This window comes from Pandoraea capi, from assembly GCF_902459735.1.
Taxonomy (GTDB): domain Bacteria; phylum Pseudomonadota; class Gammaproteobacteria; order Burkholderiales; family Burkholderiaceae; genus Pandoraea; species Pandoraea capi.
The window spans coordinates 47,900-65,195 of record NZ_CABPRV010000008.1 but is presented as its reverse complement, the minus strand read 5'-3'; the positions used below and the strand labels follow the sequence as shown (position 1 = coordinate 65,195).

The following is a 17,296-nucleotide window of genomic DNA, read 5'->3' as shown; positions in this document are numbered from 1 at the left end:
GCCGACGAGGTTGTGCGAATCATGTGAGTCATCCGATTCGCACAGCCTTCACTTCAAGCTATCTTTAACGATTTACGACGTGCTTCGGGTACGCCAATGCCAGCGCGCAACCGATCAGCATGCACGCAGCAAATCCGTAAATGCCTGCCGATTGTGTGTGGAAGGTGTCGCGCAGCCAGCCGATGAAGTAGGTACTCAGGAAGCCGCCCAGGTTCGCCAGCGAGCAGGCGAACGCGATGCCTGCTGCCGCAGCCGCCCCTTTCAGGAACGTCGACGGTACCGCCCACACCACCGGCATGGCAGCCGCCGCGCCCAGATTGATCAGCGAGAACAGAAGGACCGTCATTGCCGTGCCGTGTGAGCCGCTGGCAAAGATGAACATGGCGACTGCCGAGAGCAGGAAGGGCAGCACGATGTGCCAGCGGCGTTCGCGCAGTCGATCCGAGCGGGCGCCCCAGACCAGCACGCCGATAACGGCCAGCGCGTTGGGAATCGCCATCAGCCAGCCGATCGTGTACGGGTCCTTGACGCCGGTGTCTTTCAGAATCGTCGGCAGCCAGAAGCTCACGCCATACAGGCCGAGCAGCACGCACAGGTCGATCAGTCCCAGCATCCACACCTTCACGTCGGAGAACGCGGCGCCGAGATTGTGACGCTTTTGTACATTGGCGTCCTTGTCGAGGTTGGCGACGAGCAGCGCTTTTTCCTGCGGCGTGAGCCAGCGTGCCGACGCGATGTCGTTCGGCAGATAGATGAAGATCGCAATGCCCAGCACGACCGACGGAATGGCCTCGATCACGAACAGCCATTGCCAGCCGCCAAAGCCATGGGCGCCGTCGAACATCTGCATGATCCAGCCCGACAGCGGACTGCCGATCATGCTCGAGAGCGGCAGGCCGACCATGAACAGCGCGATGATGCGTGCGCGTCGCTCATCCGGATACCAGCGCGTGAGATACAGCAGCACGCCCGGCAGAAACCCGGCTTCGGCTACGCCCAGCAGGAAGCGCAACACATAGAACTGCGTGGGTGTCGAGACGAAGGCCGTCGCGCCCGAGATCAGGCCCCACGTGACCATGATCCGCGCGATCCAGAGCTTCGCGCCGACCTTTTGCAGAATCAGGTTGCTGGGCACCTCGAACAGTATGTAGCCGGCGAAGAACAAACCGGCGCCCAGCCCGTAGACCGTATCGCTGAACTGCAATGCACTGAGCATTTGCAGTTTGGCCAGCCCGACGTTGATGCGATCGAGATACGCCGCGAAATAACAAAGACAGAAGAAGGTGATGAGACGCACCGTGACCTTGCGGTAGACCGCGTCGGTGTCGGCGCTCGACGTGGCCACAGCTTCAACCACATTTGGCGTTGAGATATAAGACATGGCGATTCCCGATGACTGTAAGGGATGGGTGAATCGTCCGCCCGGCGAGAATTCGGGCGTGTGCGCTCGGCACTGACGGATGTATAGCACGAACAAAAAGTGTATGCGCTACAAAAATAAGAGGTCCGCCGATGACCTGAAGTCGTCAATTACCGCTCTCGCCAATGCCGGAAAGGCCGTAAATTAAGGGCCTATCAAAGACATAGGGTTTTTCTCTACCGATAAGGGGAATTGTTTTCCTTGAAGGCGCAATTTTAAGTGTGTACGCTACTAATAACCCTTCCGAGTCCTGACTGAGGAACCGCCATGTACGACCGTTTTGCTGTTGACCGCCTGATCGACCTGTGGCTCACCGAAGACATTGGTTATTGCGACCTCACGGCGCAGACCATGATCGACGAATCTGCGACTGGTGCTTTTGTCATGAACGCCCGTGAACCGGTGATCGTTGCCGGTATTCAGGTGGCTGCGCGAATTTTCGAGCGTTACGATCCGACGCTCAAGATCGATGTGAAAGTGCGTGACGGTGAGCATGCCCCGAAGGGTGCGATCCTGCTGCACGTGTCGGGTAACGCCCGCAGCATTCTCACGGCGGAGCGCACTGCACTGAACATCGTGCAGCGCATGAGCGGTATCGCCAATGAGACGGCGCGTTATGTCGCCGCCATCGAAGGCACGCGTGCCCGACTGCTCGACAGCCGCAAGACGACGCCGGGTCTGCGCATGCTGGAAAAGCACGCCGTGAGCTGTGGCGGCGGGCTGAACCATCGCCTGGGGCTGGATAACGGCGTGATGATCAAGGACAACCACATTGCGGTGGCCGGCAGCATCAAGGCCGCAGTGTCGCGTGCGCGCAAACTCGTGCCGATGCTGACCAAGGTGGAAGTGGAGTGCGACCGCCTCGATCAGGTGAGCGAAGCGCTTGAGACCGACGTGGACGTGATCATGCTCGACAACATGTCGGTCGAAGACATGAAGACGGCGGTTGGCATGATCAATGGCAAGTGCAAGGTGGAAGCGTCGGGCGGGATTCGTCTGGATACGATTCGTCCGATTGCCGAGACGGGCGTCGACTACATTTCGACGAGCAAGATCATGCAGTCGGCCCCGGCCGTCGATATCGGCCTGGACGAAGCCTGATCCTGGCATCGACATCTACCGACACTCGACACGCCGATGCCGACCATGACGCGCCCCGGGATTTTCTTCTTCGTGGTCGGCCCCAGTGGGGCCGGCAAGGACACGCTGATCGACGGGGCGCAGGCGCGCTTCGCCGACAGTGGCCGGTACGTGTTCGCGACACGTACGATTACCCGTCCGGGCGACGCCCCGGGTGAGGCGCACATCGGCGTGACCGAAGCCGAGTTCGCCGCCCGAGATGCGCAGGGCGCGTTTCTCGTCACGTGGCAGGCACATGGGCTGCACTACGGGCTCGATGCCACGCTGCGTGACGATCTTGCGCAGGGCCGTCACGTGGTGGCCAATGGGTCCCGGGCGATTCTGCCCAAGCTCATTGGCCGGGTGCCGCGTCTGATTGTCATCGAGGTCAGTGCACCTGCCGAGGTGCTTGCTATGCGCATCGCCGGGCGCGGGCGCGAGACGCCTGAACAGATCGTCGCGCGACTGGCTCGCACCGTCACGGCCTATCCGACGGAAGTGCCGCTCGTGCGCGTGTCGAACGACAGCACCAGTGACATCGGCATCGCGCGTTTCGTCGAAGCGTTGGAGACGTGTGCGGCGCCCCCCGAGAGTCTGGGGTTGGCGGAAGCCAAGCGTGCCGGTGCAACGCTTGACGAGGCGTCGTGGACGTTACTCCTCGACGACCTGATGCACGAGCGTTATGCGCCGGAAGAGGGCGAGGCGCTACTACGGCTGTTGATCGAAGGGCTGGACGACAACGAGATCGTTGCGCTGACGCGTGCCCGCACGCGATGGATGCCGCGTATCGATTGGGGACGTCCGATCGTCGTCGACAAGCATTCAATGGGCGGTGTGCCGGGCAGTCGTATCACGCTGATCGTGGTGCCGCTGGTCGTGGCTTACGGGTTGTGCATGCCGAAGACGTCGTCGCGTGCGATTACGTCGGCGGCGGGAACGGCCGACGCGATGGAGGCGGCGACACGCGTCGATCTCGACGCGACCGAAATGCGTGCAGCGGTGGCGCAGGCCGGGGGCTGCATCGTCTGGAACGGTCGTCTCAATCACTCTCGCGTCGACGACGTGACCAACGCGATGGTTCGACCGCTCCGGCTGGATACGCGCAGATGGTCTGTCGCATCGATACTTTCCAAGAAGTTCTGTGCCGGTGCCACGCACGTGGTGGTGGATCTGCCGTGGGGGCCGCAGGCCAAGATGGCGGACGAAGCGCAGGCGCGCGAACTTGGCGCGCTGTTCGAGCGGGTCGGGGCAGCGTTGGGCATGACCGTGCAGGCATTCGCCACCGACGGCCGTGCGCCGATCGGTCGAGGCATCGGCCCGGCGCTGGAACTGCGCGATGTGTTGCAGGTTCTGGACAATGACGCTGCTGCGCCGGCCGATCTGCAGGCGAAAGCGCTGACGTTCGCGTCACGGATTTTGTCGTGGGATCCGGCGCTTGGCGGCGATGTCGTCAAGGCGCGGGTTATCGCGGAAGCATTGCTGACGGATGGCTCGGCGCGTCGCGCGTTCGAACGTATCGTTGAATCACAGGGACGAAAACCTTATGCGACGCCTTCCACGGAATTCGTGAACGTCGTGGCAACGTCAGACGGTGTCGTCGCGGCTATCGACGGCTGGGAGATTTCCGGCATCGCCCGCGACGCCGGTGCGCCCGAGGATCTGGGGGCGGGTGTGGATCTGCTTTGCGCTGTTGGGCAGCGGGTGAAGGTCGGTGATGTGCTCATGCGCGTGCATGGCGGCGATCCGCAACGTCTGGCAGCGGCTGCAGCTCGTGCAGCGGTGGCGAGTGGGGTGTTGGTGGGGTGAGGTCGCAGTCGCTCGATGGAAAATGGGGAGAATAATCGTTATCCCGTCCTCGGCATATGTGCTCCCCATGGGACCAAGCTGCTCCCATTTGATGGCCCCCGGCAAGTAGGTGATAAGCGATGAATTTCATTCGTTCACGATCCTATCTTCACTAGCGCTGACTTTATCCTTTAGCGAGCGTAGGTTCTCCCGGAAACAGTCCTTTAAAGTATCCCCGCTAAGGCTGTTTCAAGTTGAATGCCGTCATTCAAAGCCCTGCGCCCAAGTTGCCGCAATTGGAGCGCTTCCCGCTTTTGACGCCATATCAATTCGACTCAGTAGGATCTTCACCCTTCAGTTCCGCAAACTTCGCCGCCATAGTCGGGTTCCCGCGTGTCAGTTTCTTGACGGTGAGGTCTTCGGCTTTGTCGTTCGCCAGCCGCAGGTTATTGGCCGACTTGTAAAGCGCATCCTTGGTCTTTTCCAGATCCTTGATGGCTTCGTCGATGCGCTTGACGGCTTCTTCGAAACCGTCGGAGGCCAGACGCCAGTTACGGCCAAACGAGGTCTTGAAGTCGTCCAACTGGCTCTCGAAGCGAGTGATGTCCAGATTCTGCGCTTTCACGAGGGCCAGCTCGGACTTGTAGCGTAGTGAGTTCATGGCCGCGTTGCGCAGCAGCGTAATCATCGGGATGAAGAACTGCGGCCGCACCACGTACATCTTTGGGTAGCGGTGCGAGACATCGACGATCCCGCTGTTATAAAGCTCGCTATCAGGCTCCAGCAGCGAAACCAGCACCGCGTATTCACAGCCTTTCTCCGAACGGTCCTTGTCCAGCTCTTTGAAGAAGTCTTCGTTCCTTTTCTTCGTAGCCGTCTGGTCGTTCTCGTTTTTCATCTCGAACATGATAGAGACGATTTCCGTTTGCGCGTCGTCGCTCTCGCGGAAGATGAAGTCGCCTTTGCTGCCGCCGCTGGCGTCGTTGTCTTTCTCGAAATAGGCACGCGGAAAAGCACTGGCGCGGATGCGGTTGAATTCGATTTCGCAATGCTGTTCCAGCGTCTCGCCGACCATCTTCGTCGAGAGTTTTGCCTTCATGTCGCGCAGACGCTCAATGGCTTCGTCCCGGTCCTTGAGCTGGGTTTCGTACTTGTCCTTGAGCGATTTTTCAGCCAGTTCCTTTTCCAGTGCGGCGCGGTCCAGATTGTTTCTGAGCGCGTCCCGCTCTTGCTGAACTTTGCCCACGGCCTCGGTAATTGCCAACTGGTGGCTGACTGACGTCGCATCCAACTGCGATTTCAACGTTTGTAATGCAAGTTCTTTGCTGGTGACGGCTTTTTGCAGCTCGGTGTCCAATCGGGCCTGAGCCAGCTCGGCCTGAGATTTTTGTTCGGCCTGGGCCTGATGCAACTGCTGCGCAAGTTCGTCACGCTGCTTTTGTACATCGTTGACGGCTTTGGTCACGGCCAGTTGGCGTGCCATGACTTCGCCGTCCAATTGAGCCTTGAGTCTCTGGATTTCGACATCCTTGGCCGCAGCGGTTTTCTCCAGCTCGACCTGCAACCGCGCCGCTGCCAGCTGTTCGGCGCTTTGCTGCTCGCTTTGCGCTTGCATCAACTGGTGGAGCAGCCCATCACGTTCCTTTTCGAGTCCGCTCAGGGCCTCGGTCACAGCCAGCCGGCTGGCCATGGCGGCCGCTTCCAACTGGTTCTTGAGGTCCTGGATTTCGGCATCCTTGTTGGCGGCGTTGCTCGTCATTTCACCGGCCAGCCTGGCTCGTTCCAGCGCGACGGCATTCTGCTTTTCCTGCTCGGCCAGCCGCAGCCGCTCGTGCAACTGCTTCTCCAGTTCTTCGCGCTGCTTATCGAACTCGCTGTCGCGGACCTGCTTTTGAATATCGGCGTAGCCAGCTTCGTCGATCTTGAACGCCTTTTTGCAATGAGGACAAATGATTTCGTGCATGGAGTGTTCCGAAGCGCAGATGCGCAGCGTTAGGCTGCTTGTATAAAAAACCTGGATGCCTTGCTATTGGGGACAGGCTGAGTCCCCCCCGAAGCTCGCGAGCAATGCCTCGTATGAATCCTTATCGGGTCATCGTGACCCTGAATCCTCAACCCGCCACCGCCTCCTCAACCACGGGCTGCTTCGGCAACGTAATCGTAAACGTCGTCCCGACACCAACCTGACTGGTGACGTCGATCGTCCCTTTATGGAATTCGATGGCGGCGTACACCACGGCCAGTCCTACGCCGGAGCCGTCTTCCAGCACGGCGTTACTGCGTGAGCGGAACGACATCTGGAAGATCTCCTTGAGTTCTTCCTCCGGGATACCCGTGCCGTTGTCTCGCAGCACGACCTCGAACGCTTCGCCCTTATCCGACACGCTCATGTCGATGGCAGGCTGCGCCATCGTGTACTTCGTCGCGTTGCTCACCAGATTGATGAACGCGTGGAACAGCACATTGCTGTCGCCGATCATCTGGCTGTCCATCCCCTGCGGGGCCTGCACCGTGATCGTCGCATTCGGGAACATGTCGGCGCCCACGCCTCGCACGTCCTCCAGCAAGGCCACGAGCGAGAGTTCGGCGCGCTTGCCAAACTTCGGGTCGTCCAGCGATGCACTCTGCGCTGCGTCCAGCCAGTTCTGAATGAGATTGTTCAGCTTGGCCACCGCCTCGCGAATCTTCGTGTAACGCGGACGGGAATCCGTCTCCTCATTGCGCGGGCTGAGCAGCCGCTGCGCATGACCGTCGATCACACTCAGCAGCGTGCGGAATTCGTGCGTCGCCATCGAGCGGAACGTCTTCTGGAAGTTGTTCAGCCGCTCCTCATTCGCCAGCGCGCGCTGCAAGATCGTGTTCTTCGCCGTCGCAAGCTTCTGATTGCGCACCAACGACGCCGTACTGTCCTGAATCTTCGACAACGTGCGAGACAGCGCCCCGATTTCGTCGCCGCGCGACAGCCACGGCAGCCGCAGCTTGTCCTTGCCCGCCACCGCGTTCCCCGCCATCCGGATCAGATGCGTGAGCGGCCGCAGAATCACCGCATCCACATAGATCAGGCACAGCAGCGTCACGACGATCATCGCGACGATCAGTCCATCGATCTTCAGCAGATGCTTGCGGGCGTCGGTGTTCTTCGCCTCGACATCCCGGATCAGCGACTCGGTGCTGCGAAACACCAACGCCCCGAAAGTGCTGTTCGCCTGCGTGTACTTGGCGCTCGATTCCCCGCGATACAGCCGGGCCGCGTCATTCAGCTTGCCGCCTTGCGCCAACTGGAACACCTGATTCGACGTCCGGCGGTACTGCGCCCATTGCGACTGGAACTTCGAGAAGGCGAGACGGAATTCGTCGTGCACCAGCACCTTTTGATAACGCTCGGACGCAGCCTTGATCTTGTCGTCGAACTCGCCTGCCGCCGTGCGGATATCCGCCAGCGCCTTGGGCGACATGGGCGCCAAGGCCTCCGACTCGACCGTGCGGAAGTCGGAAATGTAATCGTTGAGTTCTTCGAGAACGCTGAGGTTCTCGATCTGTGCGCGCTCGGCCGCAATGGCACGTTGCTGCGCGGAATCGACCTGATAGTGCACCGCGATGCCCACGGCGATCATCGCCACGAGGCATGCCGCGAGCAGGAGATACATCCGCCCCCGGATGGGAAGCGATTGACCGGTCGATGAAGATGAGGAAGACGCTTTTGACATGCGTAGAAGGGGAGAAGGCCCGGCGCGATAACGCGCTCAGAGCTGAATGATGTTGAGCAGGGCGGCGCGAACCACGGCTTCCGTGCGCGTGGCGACGTTCAGCTTTTCGCGGGCGTTATCGATATGGAAGTCGACCGTGCGTTTCCCCAGTTCGAGAATCATCGCGATCTCGGCCGACGTCTTGCCCTTGGCCGACCATTGCAGCACTTCCACTTCTCGCCGGGTAAGACCGAACGGCAGCGGCGTGCCCTCCGGGGCCTCCTCATGCTCGGTGTATTTGCGGATCACCGTGTCGAGCACGTCGAAATCCACCGGCTTGAGCATGTACTCGTCGGCGCCGGTACTGTGCCCGCGCATGATGGATTCCTTGTCGGCATTGCCCGTCAGGAAGATGAAGGGAATCTTGCGCTCACCCTGAATGATGCCCCGGGCGCTTTCCAGAAACTCGAAGCCAGTCATGCCCGGCACGTTCACGTCGCACACGATGATGTCCGGCATGAATGCCGCAAGCGTAGCCAATGCCGCCGAGAAATCGTGCGCCACTTTCACGACATAGCCCCGATCCGTCAGATCCTCGCGAATCAGGTCTGCCGAATCGTGGTCGTCCTCAATGCAAAAGACTTTGGTGGGAGATGACATCCCGCTGGCCCCGGTTTTTTTAATGGAATGCCGAAATCGTACTAAAAAAATCACCGGACGACGAATTTCGGTCAATAACATCGACACGTCATAGAGAAAAGGACCGCTGGGCGGTCCTTTTCGGGGATGTGTCGGCATGTGTCGTTCAGCACTGAAAGGGCAGCAGATGACCGAACTGGTGATAAAGCTCGGAAATGCCGTAAGCGAGCGCGCGAACCATGGGGAATCTCCTTGTGTTGGTAGGGGCGGGCGTGGGGGCTTCAGTTCAGGCAAAGCGCGGCAGCACTTCCAGGGCAATGTTGAGCGCAATACGTGCCAGCGATTCCAGGTGGTCGATCATGGCTTGTTCTCCTTGCGTGTGCGCAATGTCCGGCTCAGTAGCCGAAGACGTGACCGACGTGGATGGCGCACTGCATGCCGGTCTCGATGCAGGTGTCGTTGTAGAAGAGGCTGTCGACGAGGTTGAGGAGGAGGCTCATGGTCGTGTTCTCCGGTATGGGGTGAAGGGGGAGGCGCTGCGATCAGCCGAAGATCGGGGCGATGGTGCCGATCAGGCCGAGAACCGAGGCGAAGCCGTAGGTGATGAGTGCGGGCATGGTGTTTCTCCTTGAGTCGATATTGAGTCAGTTAAGTCGCTTTGGCGGCTGGCGCTGCGTGCTTGCTTCGTTGTCGTTTCGCTGCGTTGGCCGTTGAGTGAAGTATCGTCATCACCCCCCGACGGCGAAACTGTGATTAATACAGGCGAGACCGATTTCGCCGCTGTTGAGGACTTCAAAAAGAAAAAAGTGCTTATCCCACAAGGGTTTGGCGGTGATCGGCGCCGAACCCCGTATAAATCGCAGTGACGTCGCGCAGGGCGCTCCGTACCATTCGCATCGCATTACAAAGCCTTACAAAAGCGATAAATGGATACGGAGTACTGAATGAGGACGATTCGGATGACCAGCGTCGCGTTTGCGGCGCTTTGCACCATGACGTCGGCCGCGCAGGCCTACACGACTATCGATATTGAAGACCGCTACGGCACGCCTTTCATCCAGGCGCGGCTGTTTTCCCCGACGGACGGGGCTTTTGCCGACAACGGCGTCGAGAACCAGTTTTCGACGGGCACGCTCTCGCCGCTGGAAATTCAGCAGATTCGCGGCGCATTGAACTATTGGGCCGAAGTCATCAAGGTGACGCCGGGCAGTTCGCCAGCCATCATCAACGTCGGCATGAGCACGGAGAAGGGCGCGCATGCCTTCAGTCCCTACCTGTTCGAGGCGAACGACCCAACCGCGACAGGCGACCAAAATCCCACGCTCGTGCAGGCGGTGTTGCAGAACAGCCCGCAGGTGCGCGCCACCTATCACGGCGCTCACGGTGAAATCACCCTGGGGGACATGGACTTTTCGACGGCCCCGTACGCGGCCTCACAGATCCCGTTGAACGCACAGGCCGATATGCCGGCCGTGATGTTGCATGAGGTGGCCCACGCATTGGGCGTTGCCGCCAACGTGCATGAAACGACGGTGTCCTCCAACCTGCATACGAACCAGTTCGCGACAGTGCTCGACGCCTGGTCGGCGCACCTCTACGACGACAATGACCGTCAGGCGCAGCCGGGGCAGAATATTCTGACGCCCGAGAATGTGGGCACGGTAGACCCCACGGCGTTCGACGCGCGCAAAGATACGGCGTATTTCGCGGGCGATCACGTCAAAGAAGTGCTCGATGGCGCCATGAAGGGCATCCCGGTACGGGCGATGGCGGAGGGTGATATTTATGATTCGCCGATCTTCTCGCACATCGAGCTCAAGAACAGCCTGATGAGCCATCAGTCATACCGCAACTACACGGCGTTCATGGAGGCCGAACTGGCGGCGCTGCAAGACATCGGCTATGACATCGACCGGCGCAATTTCTTCGGGCGCTCGATCTATAACGACGGCCTCACCGTCGTGAACGACAACCCGTTCTTCGGGCGCAATGCGGACGGCACCGCCTACGTGCCGAATACTTACAACACGGCGACGCTGGGTCTCGGTCTGCACATTTACGGCAGCAACAACACGGTGTCGCAGCGTGCCGATCTGCTGAGCGCGGGGGCGGGCGGCGCAGGCATTCGGGTCGACGGCGTCGGGAACAACGTCACCGTGCTGCCGGGAACGCGCGTCTATGCCGACGGCAACAACGGACGCGGCGTGATGTTCGCGTACGGGAAAGACCATACGTTTGTGCAGCGCGGCGACGTGCAGGCACTCGGCGAGAACGGTATTGCCGCCAGCTTCGACTTCGGCCATAACGCGCTGGGCGATTTCGGTGATACGGGCTATAACGGCGACTATCGAGGTTCGTATATCTATGTGAAGTACGACGCCAGCCAGAACCTGCTGCCGCTGCTCGACGAACTCGACGGCCCGCTTGTGACGCGCGCCGACATCACCGGCCGACTCGCAGGCACGTACGCCTCGCTGTATATGTCCGAGAACGGGTACGTCGGGCAGATCAACATCATGCGTGGGGCGGCGCTTTACGGCGACATCATCTCGAAATACGCCCAGCGTGATACCAGCGGCGCACTGCGCCTGACCCAACTGAGCTTCGGGTTGACACCCGACGCGAATGGCGTCGCCACGAGTCAGGCCGACCCCACGTTCAATCTGCGCTTCGACGGCAACATTCTCGGCAGTAACCTTGCGCTGACGATGGCGGGCGGCACGACGCAGATCAACGGCGATCACACGGTGCATGACGTGGCGGTGAACCACGGCGCCACGCTCACCGGTAACAGCCGCTACGTGCTCGACCCGGCTGGCGCCTTCATCAACGCGGGCACGGTCGCACCGTCGCTGGCAGGCGGGTTCATCAGCATCGGCGGCGACTACACGCAGACAGGCACCGGCCGTCTCGTTTCGTCGCTGGCAGCAGATGGCACCTTCAGCAAACTGCTGGTCAGCGGCACCGCAACGCTCGACGGCACGCTGGCGATCGCGCCGCAACGCGGTTGGTACGCCAGCGGCATGACCGTCTCGTCGGATCAGTGGCTGAACGCGTCGAGCATCAACGGCACGTTCGCCAACGTGACGACGCTGCTGTCGTCGCCCACGCTGCTGGCCACGGCGTCGTCGCTCGGCAGCAATACGTACCGTGTGCAGGTGGCGCGTACGGTCAACGCCTATTCGCAGTACGGCACCGACGGCAACAGCCGCCGTGTCGGGACGGTGCTCGATCGCATCGCCGGCAGCGCGGGGGCCGATCTGCAACCGCTTGTCGCAGCGCTCGACTTTTCGGCACCTGACGGTAGCGGCATCGCCAGGGCGTTACCGCAACTCACGCCGGCCGCCTACGGCGCGATGTTCACGGGCGGGCTGCTGCGGGAGCGTCAGATCACCGATATGGTGGCTGCCGCCGTGGGCGCCGATGGCACGAAGGGCGCTGGCATGGCCGGAGAGGGCGCGCTCACAGGCAATTGGCGCGGGTTCGCGATGACCTTCGGCAGCGGCTACTGGCGTGGCCGCGACGGCGACATGGCCGGGGCGAGCGGCAACACCTACGGTGTCGTGTTCGGCGCGGAGAAGGTGGCGGGCGAAGGTCGTGACTGGACGCTCGGCGCGCATGGCGCAATCAGCGGCCAGTCGACGCGTCTGGACGGACAGACGCCCGGCTCCGGCAAGACCACAGCACTGGACCTCGGCGTGCATGCCCGCTACGCGCCTGACACACTTTCCGGCCCCCACGCATTCGCGTTAGCTCGCATCGGTGTCGAAGACGGCCGTATGGACCGCAGCATCGCCGTGAACGGCTACTCCGCTTCACCGCGCGGCACGTGGACCGGGGCGACGGCGTCCGCCAGCATCGGCGGCGGATGGCGCTGGCAGTTGAACAGCACCACCAGCGCAGGCCCGGTGGCTGCGCTCGACTACACGGCGTTGTATCGTCCGAGCCTCACGGAAGACGGTACCGACGGCGCGCGTCTGCATCTCGACAGCAAGACGTTCAACTCGCTGCGTACGCGCGTGGGCGGCGAGGTGCGCTTCGATCTGCCGATGGTCTCGGGCAATGCGCTCACGGCCAATCTTCAGGCGACGTGGAACCACGAACTGACAAGCGGGGCGATCAATCAGAGTGCGACGTTCGCGGGTTATCCGGGGGCCGCTTTCACGACGCGCAGCGAGGTCGTCGGGCGCGACAGCCTTGGCCTGCAAGCCGGCGTGTCGTACCGGATGGCCAAGCGGATCGTGTTCGGGGCAGCCCTGTCGAGCAACTTCTACAAAGCGGGAGATGCCGACATCGCGGGGTCCGTGTCGGCAACATGGCGATTCTGATGTAGGTATAGGTGATGCCGTAATCTTCACCGCAAATGCAGTCGAAATGACGCCCGGAAGCCAAATTTCCGGGCGTTTTTTATTCCTGAATCCTTTAGGGACAGGGACGGGAGCGGACGCTGCGCGCGACATCGGTTCCCAAGTGCGTCATTATGTCGCGATGTATGGAATATGCGCATGCGTAGCATTCGTAACGCAAATGATATATACATACATAGAGGCTTAATATGTCCATGCATAACGTCTCGCCCATCCGTAGAGGAAGGGCAGACACGACCGCCGGCACACGTTGGCACACGTGGTGCGCGCGCCTTGCCGCGGCAGTGGCGATGGTGCCCATGAGCGGTTGCACGCTGGAGTTGCTGGATCCGAAAGGCAGCGTCGGCGAGCAGGAAAAGCACCTCATCCTGATCGCGCTGGGTGTGATGTTGCTCGTCGTGATCCCCGTGATCGTGCTCACGCTGGTGTTCTTCTGGCGTTACCGCGAGACCAATACCGCCGCCACGTACTCGCCGAAGTGGTCGCACTCCACCAGGATTGAAGTCGTCGTGTGGACGATTCCCGTCATTATCGTGGTGGCGCTCGCCGTCATGATCTGGGAGACGACACACAAGCTCGATCCGTACCAGCCGATCGAGCCGGTGGCCAGTGAAAAAGCCCCCATCCGTGTGGAAGTCGTCGCGCTGAACTGGAAGTGGCTGTTCATCTATCCGGACTATCACGTCGCGACCGTCAACAAGCTCGTGTTGCCGGTGAATACGCCCGTGGAATTCAAGATCACGGCCGAATCGCTGATGAATGCGTTCTTCATTCCGCAACTGGGCAGCATGGTCTACGCCATGTCCGGCATGCAGACGAAGCTGCACCTGATCGCGAACGAGACCGGCACGTATGCGGGCATGTCCTCGGCCTATAGCGGCCCGGGCTTCTCCGACATGCACTTCAAGGCGCACGTGACCTCGCAGGGCGACTTCGACAAGTGGGTGAAGGAGGCGCAGGCCGTGCCTGACACGCTCGACGCACCGACCTACGTCAAGCTCGAACAACCGGGCACCGCTGCGCCGGTCGGCATCTACGCCAATGTGATGCCGGGCCTGTTCGACGCCGTCGTCGGCAAATACATGGGACCGATGGACGCCAGCTCGCAAGGCATGCGCGTCTCGGGCAACCGTGCCATCGACGACATCATTGCCGCCGCCAATTGCCGCGTGGACGGCCAACTGGACAGCCGCGCGCTTCTCGCGCAGCGTCCCGAGCGCGACGCCGGGGTGCAACCCCCCGCCCAGCGCGCGCTCACGGAGTAAGTCATGTTCGGAAAACTCGATCTCGACGCCATTCCCTGGCACGAACCCATCATCATGGGCACGCTCGCTGTCGTGCTCCTTGGCGGGGCGGCGCTGCTCGGCGCCATCACCTACTTCCGCAAGTGGGGCTATCTCTGGAAAGAGTGGATCACTTCGGTCGACCACAAGCGCATCGGTGTCATGTACATCGTGCTGGCGCTCGTCATGATGCTGCGCGGCTTTGCCGACGCCATCATGATGCGCACGCAGCAGGCCATTGCCGCCGGCGGTGAAGCCGGCTATCTGCCGCCGCATCACTACGACCAGATCTTTACGGCGCACGGCGTCATCATGATCTTCTTCGTGGCCACGCCGCTCGTGCTGGGCCTGATGAACGTGATCGTGCCCTTGCAGATCGGTGCGCGCGACGTGGCGTTCCCGTTCGTCAACTCGCTGTCGTTCTGGCTCTCGGCGATGGGCGCGGTACTCGTCATGATGTCCATGTTCGTCGGCGATTTCGCCGCCACGGGCTGGGTCGCGTATCCGCCGCTCTCGGAACTGGGGTACAGCCCGAGCGTCGGGGTGGATTACTACATCTGGTCGTTGCAGATATCGGGGCTGGGTACCACGCTCACGGGCATCAACTTCATCGTCACGATCCTGCGCATGCGTGCGCCGGGCATGAACCTGATGAAGATGCCGGTGTTCACGTGGACGGCGCTCATCACCAACATCCTGATCGTTGCGGTGTTCCCGGTGCTCACGGCCACGCTCGCGCTGCTCACCGCTGACCGCTACCTCGGCATGCACTTCTTCACGAACGAGCTGGGCGGCAACGCCATGATGTACGTGAACCTGATCTGGATCTGGGGCCACCCCGAGGTGTACATCCTGATCCTGCCGGCGTTCGGGGCGTTCTCGGAGATCATTGCGACCTTCTCGCGCAAGCCGCTGTTCGGTTACAAGTCGATGGTCTACGCCACGTCGTCGATCGGCATTCTGTCGTTCTTCGTCTGGCTGCACCACTTCTTCACGATGGGCTCCGGCGCGAACGTCAATGCCTTCTTCGGCATCATGACGACGATCATTTCGATCCCGACCGGCGTGAAGCTGTTCAACTGGCTGTTCACGATGTATCAGGGCCGTATCCGCTATCACTCGGCTACGCTCTGGACCATCGGCTTCATGGTGACGTTCGCCATCGGCGGTATGACGGGCGTGCTGCTCGCGGTGCCGGGCGCGGACTTCGTGCTGCACAACTCGCTGTTCCTCGTGGCTCACTTCCACAACGTGATCATCGGCGGTGTGGTGTTCGGTTGCCTCGCGGGTATTACGTTCTGGTTCCCGAAGGTGTTCGGCTTCACGCTCAACGAGCGCTGGGGCAAGATCTCGTTCGCGTGCTGGCTGATCGGCTTCTACCTCGCCTTCATGCCGCTGTACGTGCTCGGCTTCAAGGGCATGACGCGCCGCATGAACCACTACGTTCAGCCTGACTGGCAGCCGTACCTGATCGTTGCGATGGTCGGCGCCGCCCTGATCGGCCTGGGCATCCTGGCCTTCGGCGTGCAGCTCTTCGTGAGCATTCGCGACCGCAACGCCAACCGCGATCTGACCGGCGATCCGTGGGATGCGCGCAGCCTGGAATGGGCGACGTCTTCGCCTGCGCCGTTCTACAACTTCGCCCACGTGCCGCGCATCGATTCGCTCGAACAGCATTGGGACGACAAGGAACGCGGCTTTGCCTACGTGCAGCCGACGCACTACGAAGACATCCATATGCCGCGTAACACCGGCACGGGCTTCATTGTCTCGGCCTTCAGCTTCGTGATGTGCTTCGCGCTGATCTGGCACATCTGGTGGCTGGCCGGGGCGAGCCTGATCGCGACGATTGCCACGTTCCTGTGGCGCACCTACGACCGCGACGTCGATTACTACGTGCCGGCGGCGGAAGTGGAGCGTATCGAAAACGCCCGCTTTGCCGACCTGCGTGTCGCGCTTCCTGCGCGTCAATCTCTGCAAAAGGCCGCCTGATGTCCTCGGCATCTCTTCATCCCCACCATGCTCCCGGCGCTCCCGCCGGGGCCGATGACCACGCTCACGGTCATCACGACGCCGGCGCGACTACCACGCTCGGCTTCTGGATCTACCTGATGAGCGACTGCCTCATCTTCTGCGTGCTGTTCGCGACGTTCGGCGTGCTGGCGGCGAACACGGCCGGCGGGCCGACTGGCCGCGAGCTGTTCGAGCTGCCGTTCGTGCTCGGCGAGACGATGCTGCTGCTGCTCTCGAGCTTCACGTTCGGGCTGGCTTCGCTGTCGATGCGCCCGGGCAACGAGGGTGTCGTGCAGCGCTGGCTGTGGATCACGTTCGCGCTCGGTGCGGCGTTCGTCTCCATGGAAGTCTATGAGTTCTCGGCGCTGCTGCACGAAGGCGCGGGCCCGGGGCGCAGCGCGTTCCTGTCGGCGTTCTTCACGCTCGTGGGCACCCACGGGCTGCACGTCACGTGCGGCTTGCTGTGGCTCGCGGTGATGATTCACCAGATCGGCCGCTTCGGCTTCGATCCGGTGGTGCGCCGTCGTCTGCAATGCCTGAGCCTGTTCTGGCACTTTCTGGATCTCGTCTGGATCTGTGTCTTCACCTTCGTCTATCTGCGGGAGTTCGTATGACGAGCGCTCAAGTTCACGATCACGGCGCTTACGCTTCGCAGAGTCATCTGCGCGATTACGTCGTCGGCTTCTTTCTGTCGCTGGTGCTCACGTTCGCGTCGTTCGGCGCGGTGATGCTGAAGCTGGTGCCGGCGGGCTGGGGGCTGGCGACGATCGTCGTGCTGTGTGTCGCGCAACTGGTCGTGCAACTGGTGTACTTCCTGCACATCGGAGCGAAGCGCAGCCAGCGTCAGAACTCGGCGATCTTCCTGTGTACGGCCGGGTTGATCGCGATCATCGTCGCGGGTTCGTTGTGGGTGATGCATAACGCCAACAACAACATGATGCCGACGCACATGTCCATCGATCGGGCCAAGCTGCGCGACTGATC

The 17,296-nt window shown here is 61.3% G+C and carries 11 protein-coding genes; 7 read left to right on the top strand and 4 right to left on the bottom strand.

The genetic code is table 11. From position 1 onward, the window contains the following. Positions 1–64: 64 nt before the first annotated feature. Positions 65–1,381, bottom strand: a complete 1,317-nt coding sequence (locus PCA20602_RS16590; protein ID WP_150722169.1) for an MFS transporter — start codon at positions 1,379–1,381, stop codon at positions 65–67. 306 nt (positions 1,382–1,687) lie between these two features. On the opposite strand from PCA20602_RS16590, the gene nadC reads away from it, so the two are divergent. Both nadC and phnN read left to right on the top strand, forming a co-directional pair. Then, on the top strand, positions 1,688–2,521 hold the full coding sequence (gene nadC / locus PCA20602_RS16585; protein ID WP_150722168.1) for a carboxylating nicotinate-nucleotide diphosphorylase: 834 nt from the start codon (positions 1,688–1,690) through the stop codon (positions 2,519–2,521). 36 nt (positions 2,522–2,557) lie between these two features. Further along, entirely contained in the window at positions 2,558–4,345 is a 1,788-nt protein-coding gene (phnN, locus tag PCA20602_RS16580) for a phosphonate metabolism protein/1,5-bisphosphokinase (PRPP-forming) PhnN (RefSeq protein ID WP_246182198.1), read from the top strand. A 304-nt stretch (positions 4,346–4,649) separates the two neighbouring features. Here the strand turns inward: phnN and PCA20602_RS16575 are convergent, their stop codons facing one another. The 3 genes from PCA20602_RS16575 to PCA20602_RS16565 form a co-directional block, all read right to left on the bottom strand. After that, positions 4,650–6,014, bottom strand: coding sequence for a DUF2130 domain-containing protein (locus tag PCA20602_RS16575; protein ID WP_217432451.1), 1,365 nt, complete (start codon positions 6,012–6,014; stop codon positions 4,650–4,652). 421 nt (positions 6,015–6,435) lie between these two features. After that, the gene (locus PCA20602_RS16570) at positions 6,436–8,031 is read right to left on the bottom strand and encodes a sensor histidine kinase (protein ID WP_150722166.1); all 1,596 of its coding nucleotides are present in this window, start codon (positions 8,029–8,031) and stop codon (positions 6,436–6,438) included. A gap of 36 nt (positions 8,032–8,067) precedes the next feature. Then, positions 8,068–8,670 (bottom strand): response regulator transcription factor, encoded by a 603-nt coding sequence (locus tag PCA20602_RS16565; protein ID WP_069343604.1) that lies wholly within the window; start codon positions 8,668–8,670, stop codon positions 8,068–8,070. A 923-nt stretch (positions 8,671–9,593) separates the two neighbouring features. Between PCA20602_RS16565 and PCA20602_RS16560 the strand changes: the two genes are divergently transcribed. The 5 genes from PCA20602_RS16560 (at position 9,594) to cyoD (ending at position 17,294) form a co-directional block, all read left to right on the top strand. After that, positions 9,594–12,977 carry an autotransporter outer membrane beta-barrel domain-containing protein gene (locus PCA20602_RS16560; protein ID WP_150722165.1) on the top strand — a complete coding sequence of 1,128 codons (3,384 nt, stop codon included), beginning with the start codon at positions 9,594–9,596 and terminating at the stop codon, positions 12,975–12,977. 323 nt (positions 12,978–13,300) lie between these two features. After that, positions 13,301–14,281, top strand: coding sequence for a ubiquinol oxidase subunit II (gene cyoA, locus PCA20602_RS16555; RefSeq protein WP_281354664.1), 981 nt, complete (start codon positions 13,301–13,303; stop codon positions 14,279–14,281). 3 nt (positions 14,282–14,284) lie between these two features. Further along, entirely contained in the window at positions 14,285–16,291 is a 2,007-nt protein-coding gene (gene cyoB, locus PCA20602_RS16550; protein WP_150722164.1) for a cytochrome o ubiquinol oxidase subunit I, read from the top strand. Next, complete coding sequence (cyoC, locus tag PCA20602_RS16545; protein ID WP_150722163.1) at positions 16,291–16,926, top strand: cytochrome o ubiquinol oxidase subunit III; 636 nt, start codon at positions 16,291–16,293, stop codon at positions 16,924–16,926. The genes cyoB and cyoC overlap by 1 nt, the downstream gene beginning before the upstream one ends. Then, positions 16,923–17,294 (top strand): cytochrome o ubiquinol oxidase subunit IV, encoded by a 372-nt coding sequence (gene cyoD / locus PCA20602_RS16540; RefSeq protein ID WP_069343599.1) that lies wholly within the window; start codon positions 16,923–16,925, stop codon positions 17,292–17,294. Before cyoC ends, cyoD begins: the two co-directional genes overlap by 4 nt. Positions 17,295–17,296 lie beyond the last annotated feature (2 nt).

Excerpts from the sequence above, each read along its gene's own strand:
- PCA20602_RS16590 (WP_150722169.1), bottom strand. The coding sequence starts at position 1,381 with ATGTCTTATATCTCAACGCCAAATGTGGTTGAAGCTGTGGCCACGTCG.
- nadC (WP_150722168.1), top strand. The coding sequence starts at position 1,688 with ATGTACGACCGTTTTGCTGTTGACCGCCTGATCGACCTGTGGCTCACC.
- phnN (WP_246182198.1), top strand. The coding sequence starts at position 2,558 with ATGCCGACCATGACGCGCCCCGGGATTTTCTTCTTCGTGGTCGGCCCC.
- PCA20602_RS16575 (WP_217432451.1), bottom strand. The coding sequence starts at position 6,014 with ATGGCCAGCCGGCTGGCTGTGACCGAGGCCCTGAGCGGACTCGAAAAG.
- PCA20602_RS16570 (WP_150722166.1), bottom strand. The coding sequence starts at position 8,031 with ATGTCAAAAGCGTCTTCCTCATCTTCATCGACCGGTCAATCGCTTCCC.
- PCA20602_RS16565 (WP_069343604.1), bottom strand. The coding sequence starts at position 8,670 with ATGTCATCTCCCACCAAAGTCTTTTGCATTGAGGACGACCACGATTCG.
- PCA20602_RS16560 (WP_150722165.1), top strand. The coding sequence starts at position 9,594 with ATGAGGACGATTCGGATGACCAGCGTCGCGTTTGCGGCGCTTTGCACC.
- cyoB (WP_150722164.1), top strand. The coding sequence starts at position 14,285 with ATGTTCGGAAAACTCGATCTCGACGCCATTCCCTGGCACGAACCCATC.
- cyoC (WP_150722163.1), top strand. The coding sequence starts at position 16,291 with ATGTCCTCGGCATCTCTTCATCCCCACCATGCTCCCGGCGCTCCCGCC.
- cyoD (WP_069343599.1), top strand. The coding sequence starts at position 16,923 with ATGACGAGCGCTCAAGTTCACGATCACGGCGCTTACGCTTCGCAGAGT.